Here is an 18,561-nt window from a genome sequence, read left to right as displayed (position 1 = left end):
GCCGATGAGCGACCAGCCGTACGAGGGCGGCCCGTACCCGGGCTACGACCCCTACCAGCAGCAGGCTCCTCAGCAGGACTGGGCCGGACAGGACCCCCACGCACAGCCCGGCTACGACCCGCAGCACACGCTGCAGTGGCAGGGGCGGACCTGGGAGACCCAGACGCACCCGCCGGTGCAGGCGGCGGAGACGTATTCGCCCCGGCAGCAGTACCAGCAGCCGCAGCAGGGATACCAGCAGCAGCCTCAGCAGCCGGCGTACCAGCAGCCCGGTCCGCAGCAGGCGTACCAGCAGCCGCAGCAACCGCAGCAGGGGTACCAGCAGTACGAGCGGCCGCAGCAGCAGTTCACGGAGCAGCCGTACGCCCAGCCGCAGCCGCAGCCGCAGCCGCAGCCGCAGCCGCAGCCGCAGTCCGAGCCGGCGTCTGCTGCGCCCGCGGCGCCCACGGGGGAGGCCGGAGGGCCTGCCTACGGACCCGCCACCCTCGGCGGCAACGCCCGGATCACCGACGCGCAGCGGGCGCGTCTGGACGGCCGTTCGCCGATCATCGAGCCCGGCATGCAGCCGGCGGCCCTCACCGCGCTGCTGGGCCTGCTGCTGGCCGGGACGGCGGGCGTCGGCTCCTACGCCCTCGTCGTCCCGCTCGTGCTGCTCCAGGCGGTGACGGCCGCGGGCTGGTTCCGGCTGAACGGCATGTGGCCGGCCCGGCAGGGCATCGCGCTGGCCTTCGCGGGCGGGCTGGCGGCCGACGTGGCCGTCCTGGCCGCGGGCCGCGGGAACGCGCCGGCCGCGATCCTCGGTCCCCTCGGCATCTGGGTCCTGCTGTCACTGGTCCTCCAGCTGCGCTCGCACGCCTCGCCGGACGAGCGCATGTACGGCCTCATGGCGACGGTCGTCTCCGCGGCCCTGGCGATCCTGGCCACCGGATACCTGGGCGCCGAACCGCACGCGGTCTCCGTGGGCGCGGCGGCGGTCGCCGTGGCCGTGCTGGCGCGTGCGCTGCCCCTGCCGACTGCGGCGTCGGTCGTGGTCGCGGTACTGGCCGCCTCCGGCGCGGGGATCGCCGTGGGAGGCATGACGGGCTTCGGGGCGAAGGGCGCGCTGATCGGGGCGGCCGCCGGGGCCTGCGCGCTGATCGGTCACCGTGTGGCCGGCTACGACTACCCGTCGCGGTTCGTGCACTTCACCGCGGGCGTGGCACTGCCGCTGTCGGCGGCGGCGCCGGTCGTATGGGCGCTGGGGCGCGCGCTGGGCTGACCTCTGTGGGGCTCGCGCACGACGGACCCGCACCCGGCGACGTGCGGGCACCCGCCGACGGCAGACCGAAGGGCCGTATCCCCTCTGGCGTCCAACCCAGGGGATACGGCCCTTCGGCCCGTCACGCGACCGCTCAGACCGCGATGGCGACCTCCGCGAGGCCGCCCTGCTGGGCGACGACCGTGCGGTCGGCGGAGCCGCCCGGCACCAGCGCCCGGACGGTCCACGTGCCCTCGGCCGCGTAGAAACGGAACTGACCGGTCGCCGAGGTCGGGACCTCCGCGGTGAACTCGCCGGTCGAGTCCAGCAGCCGGACGTAGCCCGTCACCGGCTCGCCGTCGCGGGTCACCTGGCCCTGGATCGTCGTCTCACCGGGCTTGATCGTCGAGGCGTCCGGGCCGCCGGCCTTCGCTCCACACATGTACTTCTCCTGAGGGGTCTGACCGGAAGGCCGGTCGGGATGGATTCTGTTGGCTTACTTGCCGGCGCCGAGCTCGATCGGCACGCCGACCAGGGAGCCGTACTCGGTCCAGGAGCCGTCGTAGTTCTTGACGTTCTGGACGCCGAGCAGCTCGTGCAGCACGAACCAGGTCAGGGCCGAGCGCTCACCGATGCGGCAGTAGGCGATCGTGTCCCTGGCGAGGTCCACGCTCTCCGCGGCGTAGAGCTCCCTGAGGGCGTCGTCCGACTTGAAGGTGCCGTCGTCGTTGGCGTTCTTCGACCACGGGATGTTGCGGGCGGTCGGGACGTGGCCCGGACGCTGCGACTGCTCCTGCGGGAGGTGGGCCGGGGCGAGCAGCTTGCCGGAGAACTCGTCGGGCGAGCGGACGTCGACCAGGTTCTGCGCGCCGATCGCGGCGACGACGTCGTCACGGAAGGCGCGGATCGAGGTGTCCTGGGCCTTGGCCGTGTAGTCGGTCGCGGCGCGCTCGGGCACGTCGGAGCCGTCGACCAGCTCGCGGGCGTCCAGCTCCCACTTCTTGCGGCCGCCGTCGAGAAGCTTGACGTTCTCGTGGCCGTACAGCTTGAAGTACCAGTAGGCGTACGACGCGAACCAGTTGTTGTTGCCGCCGTAGAGGATCACCAGCGTGTCGTTGGCGATGCCCTTCTTCGACAGGAGCTTCTCGAAGCCCTCCTGGTCGATGAAGTCACGGCGGACCGGGTCCTGGAGGTCCTTGGTCCAGTCGATGCGGACCGCGTTCTTGATGTGGTTCTTCTCGTAGGCGGACGTGTCCTCGTCCACCTCGACGATCGCGATGGTCGGGTCGTCCAGGTGCTCCTGCAGCCAATCGGCGTCGACCAGGACGTCGCTGCGGCTCATGCTCTTCTCCTCCGGGGCAGTCGCGGCGGGGCGTGCGAGTGTGAGGGGGCGCGCCCGAGGTGCGGGCGGCGCACGGGTGCCCTTCCAGCAGGGCGGGGGTGAGACGCGGAAGTCGGGGACTTTCGCTCAGAAGGGGCGACAGAGCATGGCGGCAACGCGGCACAGGTCCACTGCCCGCCGCTTCGTGAGGTCCGCCTGTCGCTTCATGCGGTCGATCGTAGGGACGTCCGGGCGGGCGTGTCACCGGCGTGTCACATGACGAGACGCGATCGTCCGAATGGCGGGACAAGCGAAGCGCCCGGGCGGCTGCCGCGCAGCCTCCGGGCGCTCGTGAGGGTCTTCGCTTCTGCGTTGCGGACGGGGCCGTCTCGCCAGTCGGACGGGCCGTCCACCGGCCGTCCCCACCGGGAGGGTCCCTACCCCGCCAGCTTGACGTGCGAACCCTTCACGGTGATCTCCACGCCGTCCTTCGCGGCCTCCACCTTGTCCAGCACGATGCCGCCGGGCAGCCGGTCGATGGCCTGCTGGAAGTCGGTGATCTGGCGGATGCGGTCATCGGCCACGGCGGCGGCGCCCAGCTTGGGCAGGGAGTCGGCGTGGACCTCGACCTTGTCGTTCTTGACGGTCACCGTGCTGAGCACGGACACGGTCTGCTTGATGCCGAGGCGCGGGACGGCGCCCTCCACCGCGACCTTGATCTTGCCGTTGCCGCCGTCGGACAGGCCCACCACCCGGGCGGTGATCCCGGGGGCCACCTGGGTCGGCTCGGACTTGGCGGTCCTCAGCAGCTCGGCGTAGGAGATCGTCGCGGTGCCGGTGGCGCTGGAGGCGGTGGCGGAGCTGTAGTCGCCGGAGAACTCGACGCCCTTCATGTCGGCCTTCAGGTCGTCGATCCGGATGGTTCGACCGGCGGTGCCGGTGGCCGCCTCGTAGTTCTTGATCCCGACCTCGACGTCGTCCAGGGACCCGCTCGCGACCTGGGTGAGGAAGGGGAACCCCTTGATGTTCACGTCCGGCGTCGACGCCAGGTTCTCCGTCGCCTTCAGCTTGCCCGCCGCCTCACCCTCGGCGAAGTGCACCGCGATCCGGTCCACGATCACGAACAGGCCGCCCAGGACCACGACGAGGATCAGCAGTATTCGCAGGGCGCGCATGTGGTGTTCCCCCGGGTCGGCGGTGTCGTTCGACGTACGGTTCGGCGTACGCCACGGTAACCCCGCCCGGCACGGCGGCGGACGGATTGTCGATCACTTGTGACAGGTTCGTCCCGGGTTCCCGGCCCACACGTGCCGTCCCACCCGCCTTCGGGCGGCCCTTCTCCCTTGGCCCGTACCGGTCGTCGCGGGGCCGAACCGGGGGGACGGACCTACCCTGGAGGCATGTACGCACGGCGGCGTCACGTGTACTTCGCCATGATGGCGGTCTGTATCGGCCTGTTCGTCCTGGCGTGGGGCGTCGTGCGCATCTGGTCCATCCCCGCGGCCGTCGGCATGTGCATCGTGGCCATGCTGATCCCGCCGGTCGCCGCGATGATCGCCAACCGGCGTGGCCCGGAGGACCGTTGGTGGGACGATCCGTCCGGGGACCCCCAGTCCGACGAGTGGTGGGACGAGCTGGACGGCAAGAAGCCGCCACGCTCGGAAGGCCCGCCACGCTCGGAGGGCCCGCCCCGCTCGTAGGCCGGCTTCAGTACACGAGCGCCTGGGTGTCGTCCGCCAGCGCTTCCTGGACGAACACCTGCGCGCCCGCGATCCGCACGCCCTCGACGACGTCCTTCTCGGTGATCTCCCGCCGGGCCGCGCACTGCGTGCACAGCGTCACGCGGCCGGCCGCGAGGATCGAGTCGAGCAGGCCGGGCAGCGGCGCCGCGTGCGGCAGCTCGAACTCGGCGGCCCGCCCCGGCAGCGCGAACCAGGACGACTCCCCGGTCAGCCAGAGCGAGACGTCCACCCCGCTGGCCACCGCCACCGCCGCCACCGTGAACGCCTGAGAGCAGCGCTCGGGGGCATCGGCCCCGGCCGTCACCTTGATCACGAGCTTCTTCGCCATGCCCGAATCGTAATCCGTCCCCCTACAACTCCATGCACATGCCATGAGTCTCCTGTGCGCGCGGGCGACGGAGTCCGCGCTGTCGCAGGGAGACATCTTGGAAGTACTGGAAACAGAAGTCCTGGAAGCGGCGGAACCGGACGGACCCGCGCCCTCGGCCCCCCGGCGCGGCCGCACCGCCGGTCTGATCGCGGGCGCCGCCGCCCTCGGCGTCGTCGCGGGCGCCTGCGCCGGTTACGTCGTGCAGGCGGGCCGTCCGCCCACGCGGCTGCCCTCCCTCTCCCAGCCGGTCGTCCGCCAGGCCGAGGGGGACGTGGCGCCCCTGTCGGCGGCCGAGGACCGCCGGGTGAAGACGGACGGCGATCTGCGCAAGCTGCTGCTGAAGCGGCCGCGCGGCGCCCGGAACGAGGAACTCGGCGTGGACGGCTGGATGGACGTCGCCGACTACGCGGACACCTTCGACAAGCCCGCCGGGGCCTTCGCCGACCTGCTGACGGACGAGTTCCGCCGCGCCGCCGTCACCCGCTGGCAGACCGGCGGCACGTACACCGTCGAGATACGGCTCGTGCAGTACCGCCAGGAGACGAAGACGGCCGCCGCGCAGAGCGTGGAGGACCAGCAGTACTGGTCGGGTCGCAAGCCGAACACCAGCAGCCGGCAGGTGCCGGGCACCGGTGACGGCATGGCGTACGTGCACCACACGCCGAGGACCGAGCCCGGATATCTGCCGCAGTACGTCGCCGAGGCCCAGGCCTCGCGCGGCGACATCGTCATGGAGATCTGGATCACCGACACCAGGCCGATCGCCGAGGAGAAGATCATGGACCTGGCCGAGCGACAGGTGGCCCGGCTGTGAACACCTCATGGGGCAGGATCGCCGGCGCGGGTCTGCTGGCCGCCGCGGTCGTCGCCGGGATCGGGTTCACCGCCGTGACCGTCTCGCACGCCGACCGGGACCCCGGAAAGCCCGTCTGGAAGTTCCCCGCGGCGGACCACCACGAGGGCCGGGCGGGCAAGGACGCGTCGGGGCTGCGCGGGCTGCTGGTGCCGTACTCGGAGGGTTCCATGGGATACGGGCGGGGGCCGGACATCGGTGCGTTCGGCTCCGACGTCGAACTCACGGGACGTCAGGCCACCGCCCTGCGCAAGCAGTCGATCCGCGACCTGCCGCCGCAGACCCGGCGCAGGCTGGAGGAGATGATCGACAAGGAGCGGATCAAGGGCATGGCCATGCGCAGCTACAGCCGTGCCGACAGCTGGTCCGTCTCCCGCAAGCACGCCTTCACCCTCAGCTTCGAGCTGGTGCGGATGGACCGTGACTCCGTGCGCGCGCTGTCGACCACCCAGAACCAGCTCTTCTCCGCCCTCCGCTTCTTCCGCAAGGGGCCCGCGATCGAGGGCCACAAGAACGCGGCCTGCTTCCTCGCACCCGGGGATGGCGGCGAGAAGCTCGACCGCATGGTCTGCTCCGCCTACGAGGGCGACGTACTGGTCGGCGTCGACGTCTCCGGGCACCGCCCGCTCGACGGCAACGCCGTCGCCCGGTTCATCGGGCAGCAGCTCGACCGCATCAAGGACCGGGGGGAGGCCGTATGACCGAGCAGGACACGGGCCACACGCCCGAACAGCCGACGCCCACGCCGGTGACGGCATCCGCGGCCGCGCCGACGACCGCACCTTCGGCCGCGACGACGGCCGCACCCCCGATCGCCCCGGCGCCCGTCGCGGACGCACCGCCCCTGGCAGGACGGCCCCACGCGCCGACCGTGCCGGGACGGCCCGAGGCGTCGATCGTGCCGGAGCCCCCTGTGCCGGCCGAGTCATTCGAGCGGCCGGCACAGTCGGAGCCGCCTGTGCCGGCCGAGCCGATCGAGCAGCCCCCGCAGCCGGAGCCGTCTGCGGCGGCCGAGCCGTCCGAGCGGCCCGAGCTGCCTGTGCCTGCCATGCGGCCCGTCCAGCCCGAGCCGCCCGTCCAGCCCGAGCAGCCCGTACTGACCGAGTCGCCGAGCCTGCCCGAGTCGCTGGTCCCGCCCGCGCGGGGCCCGCGGCGGCTGCGCGCGGTGGTGCGCTGGACCGCGGCCGTCGCCGTCTTCGCGGTGGTCGGGGCGGCCACGGCGTACGGCGTCACGCAGGTGGAACGCACCGACGTACCCGGCCTCGCCACCGTCTCGGACGGACGCTGGGACTACCCGGAGATCGTCCGCCCGCCGCTGCCCGCCGGCAGCCCGGAGCCCTTCGCCGACTCCAACAAGGCCACCGCCCACTTCGCCGACCTGCGCCGGCTGGTCCTGCCGGCGCCGAGGGGCGCCACGGCGGACAAGGCGCTCGCGGGCGGCCACGGCTGGGTGCGGCCGAAGGTCTTCCTCGCCGAGTACGCCTCCAAGGACGACCGGGAGACCCTGGCCGGCGTGCTCACCGACCGCGGCCTCAGACACATCGCCGCCCGCGGCTGGACCATGCCGGACGGCACCCGCACCCGGATCTACCTGCTGCAGTTCGACACCGGCCTGATCGCAGGGGAGGTCCAGCAGGACGAGTTCTCCGGCTACGACGTGACCACCAACCACCTGCGCGGGGCGCCGCGTACGCAGTTGGACGAGAAGTTCCCCGAGCGCGCCCAGGTCCCGAACGTCCTGTACTACCCGTACGTCGAGGCCCGGCCGTACGGCGCCGAGCACGTCCGGCAGGCCTACATCGTCGCCGGGGACGTCGTCGGACTCGTGGTGCAGTCCCGCAGGGGCGGCGCGAAGGAGGTGCCGTTCCAGCAGACGGTCGTGCTCCAGGAGCAACTGCTCGGCTGACGCCCACCTCGGAAAGAGAGCCGGGGCACGGCCGCGTAAGCTGGGCCCCGGCTCTGTCGTACGCCCACCCTCGCTCAAGGAGCACCCGTGGAGATCTTCTTCGAAACCCTGCTGGTCCTGGTCTGCGTCGGCGTGCTCGCCTTCGCCTACCTGACCGTGAAGAAGCTGTACCAGGGCCAGCGCTGACCCCTCACCCAGGAAAGCTCCGCTCATGATCGAGATCCCGTCCGACCTGCACAAGGACCTCGTCCCGCTCGCCTTCCTGCTCGGCAGCTGGGCCGGGGCGGGCGTGCACGACTTCCCCGGTTCGGAGAAGTGCAACTTCGGCCAGGAAGTCGCCTTCACCCACGACGGCCGGGACTTCCTGGAGTACCACTCCCACACCTGGGTGCTGGACAACGACGGCAACAAGGTCCGCCCGCTGGAGTCGGAGTCCGGCTACTGGCGGATCGACGCGGACCGCAAGGTCGAGGTCACGATGACCCGCGACGACGGCACGGTGGAGATCTGGTACGGCTCCATGGCCGACAAGAAGCCCCAGATCGACCTGGTGACGGACGCCGTCGCCCGGACGGCCGCCTCGCAGCCGTACACCGGCGGCAAGCGGCTCTACGGCTACGTCAAGAGCGACCTGATGTGGGTCGGCGAGAAGCAGACCCCCGAGGTCGAGCTGCGCCCCTACATGTCGGCCCACCTGAAGAAGGTCGTCACCCCGGAGGACGTCGAGCGCTGGGCCAAGGCCCTGCCCGACGACATGCCCGACGACGGCATCGCCTTCTTCAAGTAGTCCTAGACTTTCCGGTGTGGTGAGCACCGACTGGAAGAGCGACCTCAGGCAGCGCGGCTACCGGCTGACGCCGCAGCGGCAGCTTGTCCTCGAAGCCGTGGACACCCTTGAGCACGCGACCCCCGACGACATCCTCGTGGAAGTGAGGAAGACGGCGTCGGGGGTCAACATTTCCACCGTCTACCGCACGCTGGAGCTGCTGGAGGAACTGGGCCTGGTCAGCCACGCCCACCTCGGCCACGGCGCGCCCACCTACCACCTCGCCGACCGCCACCACCATCTGCACCTGGTGTGCCGCGACTGCGAGAACGTCATCGAGGCCGACGTGGACGTGGCGGCCGAGTTCACGGCCAAGCTGCGGCAGCAGTTCGGGTTCGACACCGACATGAAGCACTTCGCGATCTTCGGCCGCTGCAAGGACTGTTCGCTGAAGAGTCCAACCACCACGTCGTAGGCTTGATCATATGAAGAGCCCTCTGCTGTCCCTGCCCGGCGCCGTCCCCGCCGAGGGCGTGGACGAAGGTGTCGCCGCCCACTACGGCGACCTGTTCCGTGAGCAGCGCGCACTCGCCGACGGCAACGGATTCGTCGACCTCTCGCACCGCGGTGTCGTCACGGTCACCGGCGACGACCGCCTCGCCTGGCTGCACCTCCTGCTCACCCAGCACGTCAGCGAACTGCCCGTCGGCGAGGCCACCGAGGCGCTGATCCTGTCCGCGCACGGGCACATCGAACACGCCCTGTACCTGGTGGACGACGGCACGACGGTCTGGGCGCACGTCGAGCCCGGCACCCAGGACGCGCTGCTCGCGTACCTGGAGTCGATGAAGTTCTTCTACCGGGTGGAGACGGCCGACCGCACCGGCGACTTCGCGGTCGTCCATCTGCCCGCCGGTTCGATCGCCGAGGTCCCCGAGGGCGTCGTCGTACGCGAGACGCCGTACGGCCGCGATCTGTTCCTGCCGCGCGCCGACCTGGAGTCCTTCGCGGCCGCGCACGGCCCGGCCGCCGGCCTCCTCGCCCACGAGGCGCTGCGCGTCGAGCACCACCGCCCCCGCCTCGGCTTCGAGACCGACCACCGCACCATCCCGCACGAGCTGGGCTGGATCGGCACGGCGGTGCACCTGCAGAAGGGCTGCTACCGGGGGCAGGAGACCGTGGCCCGGGTCCAGAACCTGGGCAAGCCGCCGCGCCGGCTCGTCTTCCTGCACCTCGACGGCAGCGACGTCCACCTGCCGGTGGCCGGCACCGAGATCCGCCTCGCCGACGAGGGCCCGGACGGCCGGAAGATCGGCTTCGTGACGACGTCGGCACGGCATCACGAGCTGGGCCCGGTGGCCCTCGCCCTGGTGAAGCGGAACGTGCCGGTCGACGCGAGGCTCCTCGCCGGGGAGACGGCCGCCGCGCAGGAGGTCGTGGTCGAGCCGTAGTCCCCCTGGGGAACCGCGGTGCCGCCGGCTAGATCTCCAGCAGCACCGTGAACGGCCCGTCGTTCGTCAGGGACACCCGCATCTGCGCGCCGAAGCGTCCCGTGGCCACCGTCGCCCCGAGCGCCCGCAGCCGGGCCACCACCTCGTCCACCAGCGGCTCGGCGACATCGCCGGGAGCGGCGGCGTTCCACGTCGGCCGGCGGCCCTTGCGCGCGTCCCCGTACAGCGTGAACTGGCTGATGACCAGGAGCGGGGCGTCGACGTCGCTGCACGACCGCTCGTCGTGCAGCATCCGGATCGACCACAGCTTCCGGGCCAGCTGCGCCGCCTTCTCCTTGGTGTCCTCGTGGGTCACCCCGACGAGGACGCACAGGCCCTCGCCCTCGATCGCGCCCACCGTCTCGCCGTCCACGACGACGCTCGCGCCGTCCACCCTCTGCACCACCGCACGCATGCGGACCATCATGCCGGGTGCCCGGCGCGCGGTCGGCGGCGGTCCCTTATGGATCCCTTACCCCCCATCTGGGGCCGTTCGGGGGCACTCGGTCACATAGCGGCCACTTGGGGTGGCACGATGCTGTCACACGCCGGTCGAGGGGACGGTCAGAACCACATGAGCACACCGAGCACCAGCGGTCGGCTGAGCGCGCAGGGTACGCACCGGCCGCCCGCGCAACGCGCCGACGGCCCGGCGGGCCCGGCGCTGCCCGCGGAGCCGCCCGAGTACGACCTGGCCCCGCTGAGCCTGCCCGAACTGCGCGCCCTGCGCCGCGACGCCCAGCGCGACGAGGCGGACCTCAGCTATGTGCGGCGGCTGCTGCAGGGCCGGATCGACATCCTGCGCGCGGAGCTGGCCCGGCGGGGCCGGGCGGCCGTGCCGGCGCCCGCGGACGGCTCCGTGGTGGACCGGCTCCCGGAGATCCTGAAGGACGCCCCGGCCCGGCACCGCTCCTCGGCCCGCCATGTCACGCTCGGCACCCCGCACAACGAGGAGTACCGGCAGCTGGCCGCCGAGATGCTCGGCGAGGTCGAGCTGAGCGACCTGGGGGCGCGCACCGACCTCGAACTGACCACCGCGATGGGGCGGCTGGTCCGGTACGAGCAGGAGGTGTCCCGGCGCCGCCAGCGGCTGCAGCGCACGACGGACGACTGCAGCGGGGAGATCGCCCGCCGGTACCGCGAGGGCGAGGCGCAGGTGGACGACCTGCTCCTGTGAGCGGCGCCGGGGGGATACGACCGGTAATACGAGCAGGTAATGGGGACGACAGGCGCCGGGCCGCCCGCCTACGGTGACACCATGATTGAGGTCCGTACCGTCACCGAGGCCGAGTTCGAGGACTGGCAGCGCGCCCTGTCCGTCGGGTTCCTGCGGCCTCCCGCCCTGCCCCCCGAGCAACTCGAGGCCCGCCGCGCGCAGTTCGTCCCGGGCCGGCTGCTCGGCGCCTTCGACGGCGGCCGGTGCGTGGCCACCTTCCGCTCCTTCGCGCAGGAGCTGACCGCGGTGGGCGGCGGCCCGGTCCCCGCGGACGCCGTCACCAACGTCAGCGTCAGCCCCACCCACCGCCGCCGGGGCCTGCTGAGCCGCATGATGGGGCAGGACCTCGCGGCGGCGAAGGAGCGCGGTGACGTCGTCGCCACGCTGATCGCCGCCGAGTACCCGATCTACGGGCGGTACGGCTTCGGGCCCGCGACCTGGACGACCGAGTGGACCGTCGAGGTCACCCGGGCCGGACTGGACCCGCGCTGGTCGGGCCCGGCGGACGGCGGTCGGATCGACCTGGTGGACGGCGAGGACGTGCGCAAGCTCGGCCCCGAGCTGTACGAGCGGTTCCGCCGCGCCCAGCCCGGCGCGGTCAGCCGCGACGAGCTGTGGTGGCAGGCGCACACCGGAGCGGTCCGCTTCCACGAGACGTGGACCGAGCCGTTCTACGCCGTCTACCGAGCGCCCGGCGGCGAGGTCGAGGGCCTGGTGTCGTACAAGTCCGACGAGGCCTGGAACGGCAAGCAGCCGGAGCAGACCGCCGCCGTGCAGAAGCTCATCGCGACCACTGCGGCGGCCGAGCGCGCGCTGTGGCACTACCTGTGCTCGATCGACTGGATCACCAAGGTCAAGAGCGGTTGCCGCGGCCCCGACGACCTGCTGCCCCTGTACCTCCCCGACCCGCGCGCGGCCCGGATCGCCGGGCACGCGGACTGGCTGTGGGTGCGGATCCTGGACGTCGTACGGGCCCTGGAGGCGCGGACGTACGAGGGGGAGGGCGCGCTGGTGCTGGAGGTCGCCGACGGGGACGGGTTCGCCGGCGGGCGGTACCGGCTGGAGGTCTCGGCGGGGGGCGCCTCGTGCACGCCGGTGACCGCGAGCGCCGATCTCACACTGGACGTGGGCGACCTGGCCTCGGTGTGGCTCGGCGGGGAGTCGCTGCTCCGGCTCGCCGCGCTCGGCCGGGTCCGGGAAGAACGAGAGGGCGCCGCCCGGAAGGCCGACGCCCTGTTCCGCTCACCCGGGCGTCCTTGGTGCCCGGACATCTTCTGACGGCTCCCTTCTCCCGGTGGTCCTGACCGTTCATCCGTAGCGAGCTGTTCAGTTGTGGCTGTGCTCTGCGGTGTTCAGTTGTGGCTGTGCGATGTGGTGTTCAGTTGTGACTGTGCGCTTCGGTGGCCGTCCCCTGTCCGGGCTCCCGGCTCCCCTCCGGAAGGGAGCCCGGTCGGCCAACCACTGGGAAGCTCGACCATGTCGTGCGAGTTGGCAGCCAACTCACTGTACTTATCTCCGTTGGAAGGCGGCTCATAACCAGCTGTCGCCGAACTGCCGCAAGATGGCGGGAAGTTGTAGGGTTTTTCCGTGGACCCGGAGCACGTCTCCGCCAGTGGACGGACGAGGTCACAGCGGCCCCACGCGTCCCACGGGGAGATCGCGGACGAACTGCGCAGCCGGATCAGGTCCGGACTGCTGCGGCCGGGTCAGCGCATGCCCACGCAGGCCGAGCTGGCCGACGAGTTCGGCGTCGAGCGCGGGGCCGTGCGCCAGGCGCTGCGCATCCTGCAGTCGGAGCAGCTGCTCACCAACGTCTCCAAGGGCAGCCCCGCCAGGGTGGCGGCCGGCCCGGCGGCCCTGCGCCCGCCGGCCGGTCCCGCGGCGCCGCCCCAGCCCACCATGGTGGGCCTCGCCCCGCGCATAGCGGCGGCCTTCGCCGCCCCGCACGTGGAGATCGACGCGATCTGCCTGACCTCGGTCTCGCTCACCCTGGCCGTCGGAGAACCGCTCCGGCAGATCCACGCGGAGCGGCTGAAACCGGCCAAGATCGATGTGCGGGTGCTGCTGCCCAGCCGTGACATCGACCTCGCCTTCCCGGCGCCGGTGGACGCCGACGACGGCGGGCTGCTGCACCGGCGCTGGCTGGCCCAGCGCAACGCCCAGGGCATGGTGCTGCGGCAGAACCTGCTGGCGCTGCGCACCACGCACGGCATCGACGTGCGGGTCTCCTTCCGGGCGCTGCCTTTCACCCCGCCGGTGAAGCTGTACCTGCTCAACGGGCGCGAGGCGCTGTTCGCGTACTACACGCTCAAGCGCCGCGAGCGGCAGATCGGGCACGAGCACCTGGAGCTGTACGACGCCGACGGCACGCGCTCGATGCTGTTCGCGTTCCCGCAGGGCGCGGGGCTGCGGGACACCACGTTCGTGGAGCAGTGCAACCTGTGGTTCGACTCCCTGTGGGAGACGATCAGTTCGGACCTGGTGCTGACGTCGTAGCGCCCCGTTCCGTCACAGCACGGGGCCCGCGAGGAGCACCGCGAGCAGGAGGGCCCCGGCGGAGCTGACCGCCGGGCTCCTGGCCTTGATGCCCACGCTGAGCAGCAGCAGGCCGACGATGCCGGCGACACCGTACTTCCACTGGACGAGCTGTTCGAAGCCGACGACGAAGGCGGCGGAGAGGAGGGCGAGGGCGGGCACGGCGATTCCCCCTTCGGGTGCCGATGGGAGGCAAAAGTTCCACCAACTTGCAAAAGTTGGCAACCAACTCCAACTAAGTTGTCCCCACTTGGCAGCAGTTCATAAACAACTTTCGAGCAACTCCCTTTAGATGGATCCGAGTTGTAGCGTTTGGTCGTGACCCAGGAGCAGGTGGCAGTGAACGGGAGCAGCAGACGCAGTCCGCAGGAGATCGCCGACACCCTGCGCGAACGCATTCGCGCCGGTGTCCTGCGACCGGGCGAGCGGCTGCCCACCCAGGCCGAGTTGGCCGAGGAGTTCGGCGTGGAGCGCGGTGCCGTGCGCCAGGCCCTGCGGGCACTTCAGCAGGACCGTCTGCTCACCGACGTCAGCAAGGGCAGCCCGCCGCGGATCGCCGGACCCCAGTCGGCCCCCGACGAGCCGCAGCCGACCATGGTGGCCCTCGCGCCCCGGCTGACCGAGGCATTCTCGGCGCCCCATGTGCGCATCGACGCGGTCTGCCTGACCGCGCAGAGCCTGATCCCCGCCCTCGGCGAGCCGCTGCGGCTGATCCACGAGGGCCGGCTGCGCCCGGAGCGGATCGACGCCCGCGTCCTGCTGCCCTCCCGGGACATCAACCTCGCCTTCCCCGTCTCGGTGGACGCCGGGCGCGACGACGACGCCGTCCACCAGCGCTGGCTGGCGATGCGCAACGCCCAGGGCCAGGTCCTCCAGTACAACCTCCAGGCCCTGCGCGGCACGCACGACATCGAGGTCCAGGTGACCTTCCGGGCGCTGCCGTTCACCCCGCCGGTGAAGCTGTACCTGCTCAACGGAAACGAGGCGCTGTTCGCCCACTACATGATCACGCGCCGGGCGGAGCCCACCGACAGCGGGACGCTGGAGATGTTCGACGCCGTCGGCTCCGAGTCCCTGCTGTTCTCCTTCGAGCGGCGGGCGGGACAGCGGGACGCGGCGTTCGTGGAGCAATCGGAGAAGTGGTTCGACGCCCTCTGGGAAACCATCACGACGGACCTGACACTCTCCTAGTGACTTCTGATGCGACTTCTGATGCGTCCTCCGGTACCACTTCTGCTGCGAACGAGACCGAGAAGCTTCGTGGACTGATCACTTCTGCCCGGGTCGTGCTGTGGGACTTCGACGGGCCCATCTGCCGGCTGTTCGCCACGCACAAGGCGGAGCGGGTGGCCGCCGACCTGGTGGCGTGGCTGGAGCGGCAGGGGCTGCGCGGGCTGCTCACCGAGACCGAACGGGAGACGCTGGATCCGCAGGTGGTGCTGCGCGCGGTGGGCCGCCGGCGCCCGGGCAGCGACCTCGTCGCCGGGCTGGAGGAACGGCTCACCCAGGAGGAGCTGCGGGCCGCCGGCTCCGCGTTGCCCACCGCCTACGCCGATCCGCTGATCCGCACCTGGACGGCCCTCGGCGCCCGGCTGGCCGTCACCACCAACAACTCGCCCCGCGTGGTGCGTACCTACCTGGAGACCCGGGGCCTGACCGGCTGCTTCGCCCCCCACCTCTACGGCCGCACCGAGCACCTGCACCACCTCAAGCCGGACCCGCACTGCCTGGTCCGCGCCCTCAACGCGATGGGCGCCGCCGCTTCGGCCGCCCTGATGATCGGCGACGCGCCCTCCGACCTCGCCGCGGCCCGGGACGCCGGCGTTCCCTTCCTGGGCTACGCGCGTAACGAGACCAAGGAGAAGCACCTGCGCGCGGCGGGCGCCGAACGGGTCGTACGGTCGCTGGAGCCCTTGCTGCGCTTGCTCCGGAGCGGGCGTCGGGTCGGCTAGCATTCGCACACGTCTGAGCCACCGCTCGGATGTGTGCGTACTCGTGCGCAGGGAACGGCAACGAGCCGGTCCTGGCCGCCGGCCTGGCACAGACGAGTGGCGGACCACCCGTCGGGCTGCTCCACTGCGCCTTGGAGGCCGCACCTGCCACCATCGGGGAACAGCGTCTCCCCGGACATGTCGTGCGACGTGTCCGAGAAGCGCCGTCCCCGTGCCCGACCCTTCCTTATCGCGCGATCGACCCCGGAGCGGCCAGTGGGCGCACCGTCTGTTCCCCGTGCCGCGGCCGGGGGACACGCCGGCAGAGTTCGGACGGACGCCGTCGTCCAGGCGTTCGTGGCCCGTGCCGCCGAGGCCGGCGAGGGGAGCGCCGGCTTCCACCACCGCAACCATGTGCTGCCCCTGACCGAGCCGCTCGCCACCCTGCTGGGCCGGCCGCCGGGCACCCTGGTGACCGTACGGCTGCCGCGGCCGGACGTGGTGCCCGTGGTGATCCGGACCTGGCCGAGCGAGCCGGAGATCCTGCGCGCGGTCCACCGGGTCCTGCCCCAGGTGCCGGAGTGCCTGGCCGCCGGGGACGGGTACGCCGTCCACAGCCATGTGGACGGACGGGTCCTGGCCGACGTCTGCGGGCCCGGCAAGCCCGTCGACGGGCCGCTCCTGAAGGACCTCGCGGACCTGCTCGCCGCCGTCGTCCAGGTGCGCGGCGGCGCGCTGCCGCCCCTGCCGGCCCACTGGCCGCGCAACCACACCGACTCCCAGGGCTTCCTGCGCACCCTGGCCCACCTCGCCGACCACCAGATCCGCCGCCCCAACTGGCTGCGGTACGGAGGCCTGTTCACGGCCCTCGGCGTGCCCGAGGACGCCCTGCTGCGGTTCGCCGACCGGGTGCCGGCGATGACCCGGCGGCCGTACGGCCTGCTCCACGGCGACCTGCACCGCGGCAACCTGGTGCTGCCGTCCGCCGGGACGCCGCCGCTGCACTGCGTGGACTGGGAACTGGCCGGATTCGGCGACCCGTTGCACGACCTAGCGGTCCACCTGGTGCGGATGCGCTACCCCGAGCACCAGTGGCACGAGGTGGTCGACGCCTGGGCCGACGCGGTGCGCCGGGCGCGGCCCGCCGCCGTGGCCGGGCTCGGCAGGGACCTGCGCCACTACCTCGCGTTCGAACACGCGCAGTCCCTCTACGCCGATGTCATCCGGGCCGCCCGGACCCTGGAACACTCCTTCGACCGGGCGAGCCTGCGGCAGGCGACGGCGACCGTGCGCGACGCCCTCCGGGCGGCCACCGAGCCGCTGCGGCTGGGCCGGGTGCCGGGGGAGGACGAGATCGAGCGGATCCTCTTCCGGCGCGGGGCCAGCCGGCCCGGCAGACGCCCGCGCAGCATCGGCTGGGTGCCGGACCGGCGGGTGCCCGAGCGCCCGGACTTCCCGCACGAGGCGGTCGCCGACGCGCTGTTCCTGGAGGGCGCCGCCCCCGCGGACCGGGTCTTCAAGGGGGCCGCGCACCTCAACACCGTGATCCGCGTCCCCGGCACCGGTGTTCCCGTCGTCGTCCGCCGCGAGGTGACCGTCCTGCTCCGGCGCGAGCGCAGCTTCCTCAGCGAGCACGCCGTCCTCGCGGCGATCGAGCGGTCAGGGGTCCCGGTGGCCGCGCCCCGGGTCCTGGCGCTGGGCAGGAGCCACGCCACCGACCCGGACCACCGCTACCGCGGCGACCGCTTCGCCGTGCACACCTACGAAGGCGCCCGCGACCTCGGCCGCCGCCCCGAGCACCCGGTGCACGGGCTGCGGCCGCACGAGGCGGACTGCCTGGTCGACCAGCTGGCCGCGCTGACCAAGGTCGACCACGCCGAGATCGACCCGGTGGGCGGCCGGCCCGGCTTCTACGGCTGGCTCAGCGACCAGCTGGTCGCGCTGGTCGAGGGCCTGCCCAGGGAGTCCCAGCAGCTGGCCCGCTTCCTCGGCCTGCCCGACGCGCCCCGGCTGCGCGAGATCCTCGCCCGGCACCACGTCACCGACCGCGACCCCGCCCTGCTGCACGGCGACCTCAACCCCTGGAACCTGGTGCGCCGCGACGACGGCACGGCCCTCACCCTCATCGACTGGGAGATGGCCCTGGTCGGCGACCCGCTGTACGAACTGGTCCGGCACATGCACCTCACCCCCACCCGGCCGGAGATCCGTGACCGCATGTTCCGGCGCTGGGAGGCCGGGCTGCCCGAGCGGTTCACCCGGGACTGGCGCCGGGACTGGCGGGTGTACCGGTGGACCGAGCTGGTCCGCTCCGCCTACGTCGACCTCGACCGGCTGGTCACCGGAGCGAGCCTCGACGCCCCCAACGTGCGCCGCGCGGTGGAGTCGTACGCCATGACCCTGGCCGCGGCCATCGCGTCCCTCGGCCTGTCGTCCCGCCGGCGCGGCGCCCCGCCCCTGGCCTGGCCGACCGGACCGGGCGGCGCTGCGTAGGCTCGCCCCATGGGTGAGACGGGGCCGCGCGAGCGCAGGCGGCGGCGGATGTACCAGGACGTGTCGGACACCGCCGTGCGGCTGTTCCTGGAGCGAGGCTTCGACGCGGTGTCGGTGGCGGAGGTCGCCGCGGCCGCCGGGATCTCCAAGCCGACCCTCTTCCGGTACTTCCCGGCGAAGGAGGACCTGGTCCTGCACCGGATCGCCGACCACGAGACGGAGGCCGCGCGGGTCGTCGCCGGGGCGGCGGACCCGGTGGACGCGCTGCGCCGGCACTTCCTCGCCGGCTGGAGCGGCAGGACCCGGTCACCGGCCTGAACGACCACCCCCAGGTGCTCGCCTTCCACACCCTGCTCTACGGCACCCCGGCCCTGGTGGCGCGGGCGTACGGCCATCTGCGGCGGTCGGAGGCGGCGCTCGCCGAGGCGCTCGGCGGCGGGCTGGACGCACGGCTGGCCGCCGGTCAGATCATCGCCGTCCAGCGCGTCCTCGCCGAGGAGAACTGGCGGCGGATCGCGGCGGGCGAGCCGGTCGCCCGGGTGGCGCCGGACGCCGTACGCGCGGCCGAGCGGGCGTTCGGCCGGCTGGCGCGGGGGCTGCCGGAGCTGAGGTCAGACGGCCGGGACCCGAACTGAGATCTGAGGGCCCTGGCCGGCCGGCCAGGGCCGCGTGCCCGATGGCGCCGCACCCCGGACCCGCCG

21 protein-coding genes and 1 pseudogene are annotated in these 18,561 nt (G+C 72.4%); 15 read left to right on the top strand and 7 right to left on the bottom strand.

Annotated elements, in window-relative coordinates; translation table 11 throughout:
* Positions 1–4: 4 nt before the first annotated feature.
* Positions 5–1,258 (top strand): hypothetical protein, encoded by a 1,254-nt coding sequence (locus ACWEN3_RS03280; RefSeq protein ID WP_452965027.1) that lies wholly within the window; start codon positions 5–7, stop codon positions 1,256–1,258.
* A gap of 133 nt (positions 1,259–1,391) precedes the next feature.
* On the opposite strand, the gene ACWEN3_RS03275 is transcribed toward ACWEN3_RS03280, so the two are convergent.
* The 4 genes from ACWEN3_RS03275 to ACWEN3_RS03260 all read right to left on the bottom strand — a co-directional run bounded on the left by ACWEN3_RS03275 (position 1,392) and on the right by ACWEN3_RS03260 (position 3,733).
* Positions 1,392–1,679, bottom strand: coding sequence for a DUF1416 domain-containing protein (locus ACWEN3_RS03275; protein ID WP_006139129.1), 288 nt, complete (start codon positions 1,677–1,679; stop codon positions 1,392–1,394).
* 54 nt (positions 1,680–1,733) lie between these two features.
* Entirely contained in the window at positions 1,734–2,579 is an 846-nt protein-coding gene (locus ACWEN3_RS03270; protein ID WP_452965025.1) for a sulfurtransferase, read from the bottom strand.
* Between the two features lie 126 nt (positions 2,580–2,705).
* On the bottom strand, positions 2,706–2,786 hold the full coding sequence (locus ACWEN3_RS03265) for an Ms5788A family Cys-rich leader peptide (protein ID WP_350751515.1): 81 nt from the start codon (positions 2,784–2,786) through the stop codon (positions 2,706–2,708).
* Between the two features lie 209 nt (positions 2,787–2,995).
* Positions 2,996–3,733, bottom strand: coding sequence for an LmeA family phospholipid-binding protein (locus tag ACWEN3_RS03260; protein WP_452965023.1), 738 nt, complete (start codon positions 3,731–3,733; stop codon positions 2,996–2,998).
* Between the two features lie 225 nt (positions 3,734–3,958).
* Between ACWEN3_RS03260 and ACWEN3_RS03255 the strand changes: the two genes are divergently transcribed.
* A complete protein-coding gene (locus tag ACWEN3_RS03255) occupies positions 3,959–4,258 on the top strand; it encodes a DUF3099 domain-containing protein (RefSeq protein WP_452965020.1) in 300 nt (99 codons plus the stop codon).
* A gap of 7 nt (positions 4,259–4,265) precedes the next feature.
* Here ACWEN3_RS03255 and ACWEN3_RS03250 read toward each other — a convergent pair whose 3' ends face one another.
* Positions 4,266–4,628: a DsrE family protein gene (locus tag ACWEN3_RS03250; protein ID WP_452965019.1), complete on the bottom strand. Its 363-nt coding sequence runs from the start codon at positions 4,626–4,628 to the stop codon at positions 4,266–4,268.
* Between the two features lie 97 nt (positions 4,629–4,725).
* Between ACWEN3_RS03250 and ACWEN3_RS03245 the strand changes: the two genes are divergently transcribed.
* The 6 genes from ACWEN3_RS03245 (at position 4,726) to ygfZ (ending at position 9,646) form a co-directional block, all read left to right on the top strand.
* Positions 4,726–5,484, top strand: coding sequence for a hypothetical protein (locus ACWEN3_RS03245; protein ID WP_452965017.1), 759 nt, complete (start codon positions 4,726–4,728; stop codon positions 5,482–5,484).
* The gene (locus ACWEN3_RS03240) at positions 5,481–6,224 is read left to right on the top strand and encodes a hypothetical protein (RefSeq protein ID WP_452965016.1); all 744 of its coding nucleotides are present in this window, start codon (positions 5,481–5,483) and stop codon (positions 6,222–6,224) included. The genes ACWEN3_RS03245 and ACWEN3_RS03240 overlap by 4 nt, the downstream gene beginning before the upstream one ends.
* Positions 6,221–7,429: a hypothetical protein gene (locus ACWEN3_RS03235; protein WP_452965014.1), complete on the top strand. Its 1,209-nt coding sequence runs from the start codon at positions 6,221–6,223 to the stop codon at positions 7,427–7,429. The genes ACWEN3_RS03240 and ACWEN3_RS03235 overlap by 4 nt, the downstream gene beginning before the upstream one ends.
* 211 nt (positions 7,430–7,640) lie before the next feature.
* The gene (locus tag ACWEN3_RS03230; RefSeq protein WP_452965011.1) at positions 7,641–8,216 is read left to right on the top strand and encodes an FABP family protein; all 576 of its coding nucleotides are present in this window, start codon (positions 7,641–7,643) and stop codon (positions 8,214–8,216) included.
* Between the two features lie 16 nt (positions 8,217–8,232).
* Positions 8,233–8,670 (top strand): Fur family transcriptional regulator, encoded by a 438-nt coding sequence (locus tag ACWEN3_RS03225; protein ID WP_452965010.1) that lies wholly within the window; start codon positions 8,233–8,235, stop codon positions 8,668–8,670.
* Between the two features lie 10 nt (positions 8,671–8,680).
* Complete coding sequence (ygfZ, locus tag ACWEN3_RS03220; protein ID WP_452965008.1) at positions 8,681–9,646, top strand: CAF17-like 4Fe-4S cluster assembly/insertion protein YgfZ; 966 nt, start codon at positions 8,681–8,683, stop codon at positions 9,644–9,646.
* Positions 9,647–9,674: 28 nt separating this feature from the next.
* Here ygfZ and dtd read toward each other — a convergent pair whose 3' ends face one another.
* Positions 9,675–10,100: a D-aminoacyl-tRNA deacylase gene (dtd, locus tag ACWEN3_RS03215; RefSeq protein ID WP_452965006.1), complete on the bottom strand. Its 426-nt coding sequence runs from the start codon at positions 10,098–10,100 to the stop codon at positions 9,675–9,677.
* A 159-nt stretch (positions 10,101–10,259) separates the two neighbouring features.
* Between dtd and ACWEN3_RS03210 the strand changes: the two genes are divergently transcribed.
* The 3 genes from ACWEN3_RS03210 to ACWEN3_RS03200 all read left to right on the top strand — a co-directional run bounded on the left by ACWEN3_RS03210 (position 10,260) and on the right by ACWEN3_RS03200 (position 13,397).
* Positions 10,260–10,862, top strand: coding sequence for an RsiG family protein (locus ACWEN3_RS03210; protein WP_452965003.1), 603 nt, complete (start codon positions 10,260–10,262; stop codon positions 10,860–10,862).
* A gap of 81 nt (positions 10,863–10,943) precedes the next feature.
* Positions 10,944–12,179: a GNAT family N-acetyltransferase gene (locus ACWEN3_RS03205; protein ID WP_452965001.1), complete on the top strand. Its 1,236-nt coding sequence runs from the start codon at positions 10,944–10,946 to the stop codon at positions 12,177–12,179.
* A gap of 309 nt (positions 12,180–12,488) precedes the next feature.
* Positions 12,489–13,397: a winged helix-turn-helix domain-containing protein gene (locus tag ACWEN3_RS03200; protein ID WP_452964998.1), complete on the top strand. Its 909-nt coding sequence runs from the start codon at positions 12,489–12,491 to the stop codon at positions 13,395–13,397.
* Positions 13,398–13,409: 12 nt separating this feature from the next.
* Here ACWEN3_RS03200 and ACWEN3_RS03195 read toward each other — a convergent pair whose 3' ends face one another.
* Complete coding sequence (locus ACWEN3_RS03195) at positions 13,410–13,598, bottom strand: hypothetical protein (protein ID WP_452964995.1); 189 nt, start codon at positions 13,596–13,598, stop codon at positions 13,410–13,412.
* Positions 13,599–13,748: 150 nt separating this feature from the next.
* On the opposite strand from ACWEN3_RS03195, the gene ACWEN3_RS03190 reads away from it, so the two are divergent.
* The 4 genes and pseudogenes from ACWEN3_RS03190 to ACWEN3_RS03175 all read left to right on the top strand — a co-directional run bounded on the left by ACWEN3_RS03190 (position 13,749) and on the right by ACWEN3_RS03175 (position 18,495).
* Positions 13,749–14,627: a winged helix-turn-helix domain-containing protein gene (locus ACWEN3_RS03190; RefSeq protein ID WP_452964993.1), complete on the top strand. Its 879-nt coding sequence runs from the start codon at positions 13,749–13,751 to the stop codon at positions 14,625–14,627.
* A 95-nt stretch (positions 14,628–14,722) separates the two neighbouring features.
* Positions 14,723–15,388 (top strand): HAD family hydrolase, encoded by a 666-nt coding sequence (locus tag ACWEN3_RS03185; protein WP_452964990.1) that lies wholly within the window; start codon positions 14,723–14,725, stop codon positions 15,386–15,388.
* Positions 15,389–15,643: 255 nt separating this feature from the next.
* Entirely contained in the window at positions 15,644–17,860 is a 2,217-nt protein-coding gene (locus tag ACWEN3_RS03180) for a phosphotransferase (RefSeq protein WP_452964987.1), read from the top strand.
* Positions 17,861–17,869: 9 nt separating this feature from the next.
* Positions 17,870–18,495, top strand: a pseudogene (locus ACWEN3_RS03175) (TetR family transcriptional regulator).
* The last annotated feature ends 66 nt before the right edge of the window (positions 18,496–18,561 follow it).

Source organism: Streptomyces sp. NPDC004561 (genome assembly GCF_053602155.1).
Note: the sequence above shows the minus strand (reverse complement) of the source record. Positions and strands in the feature narration are given on the sequence as shown.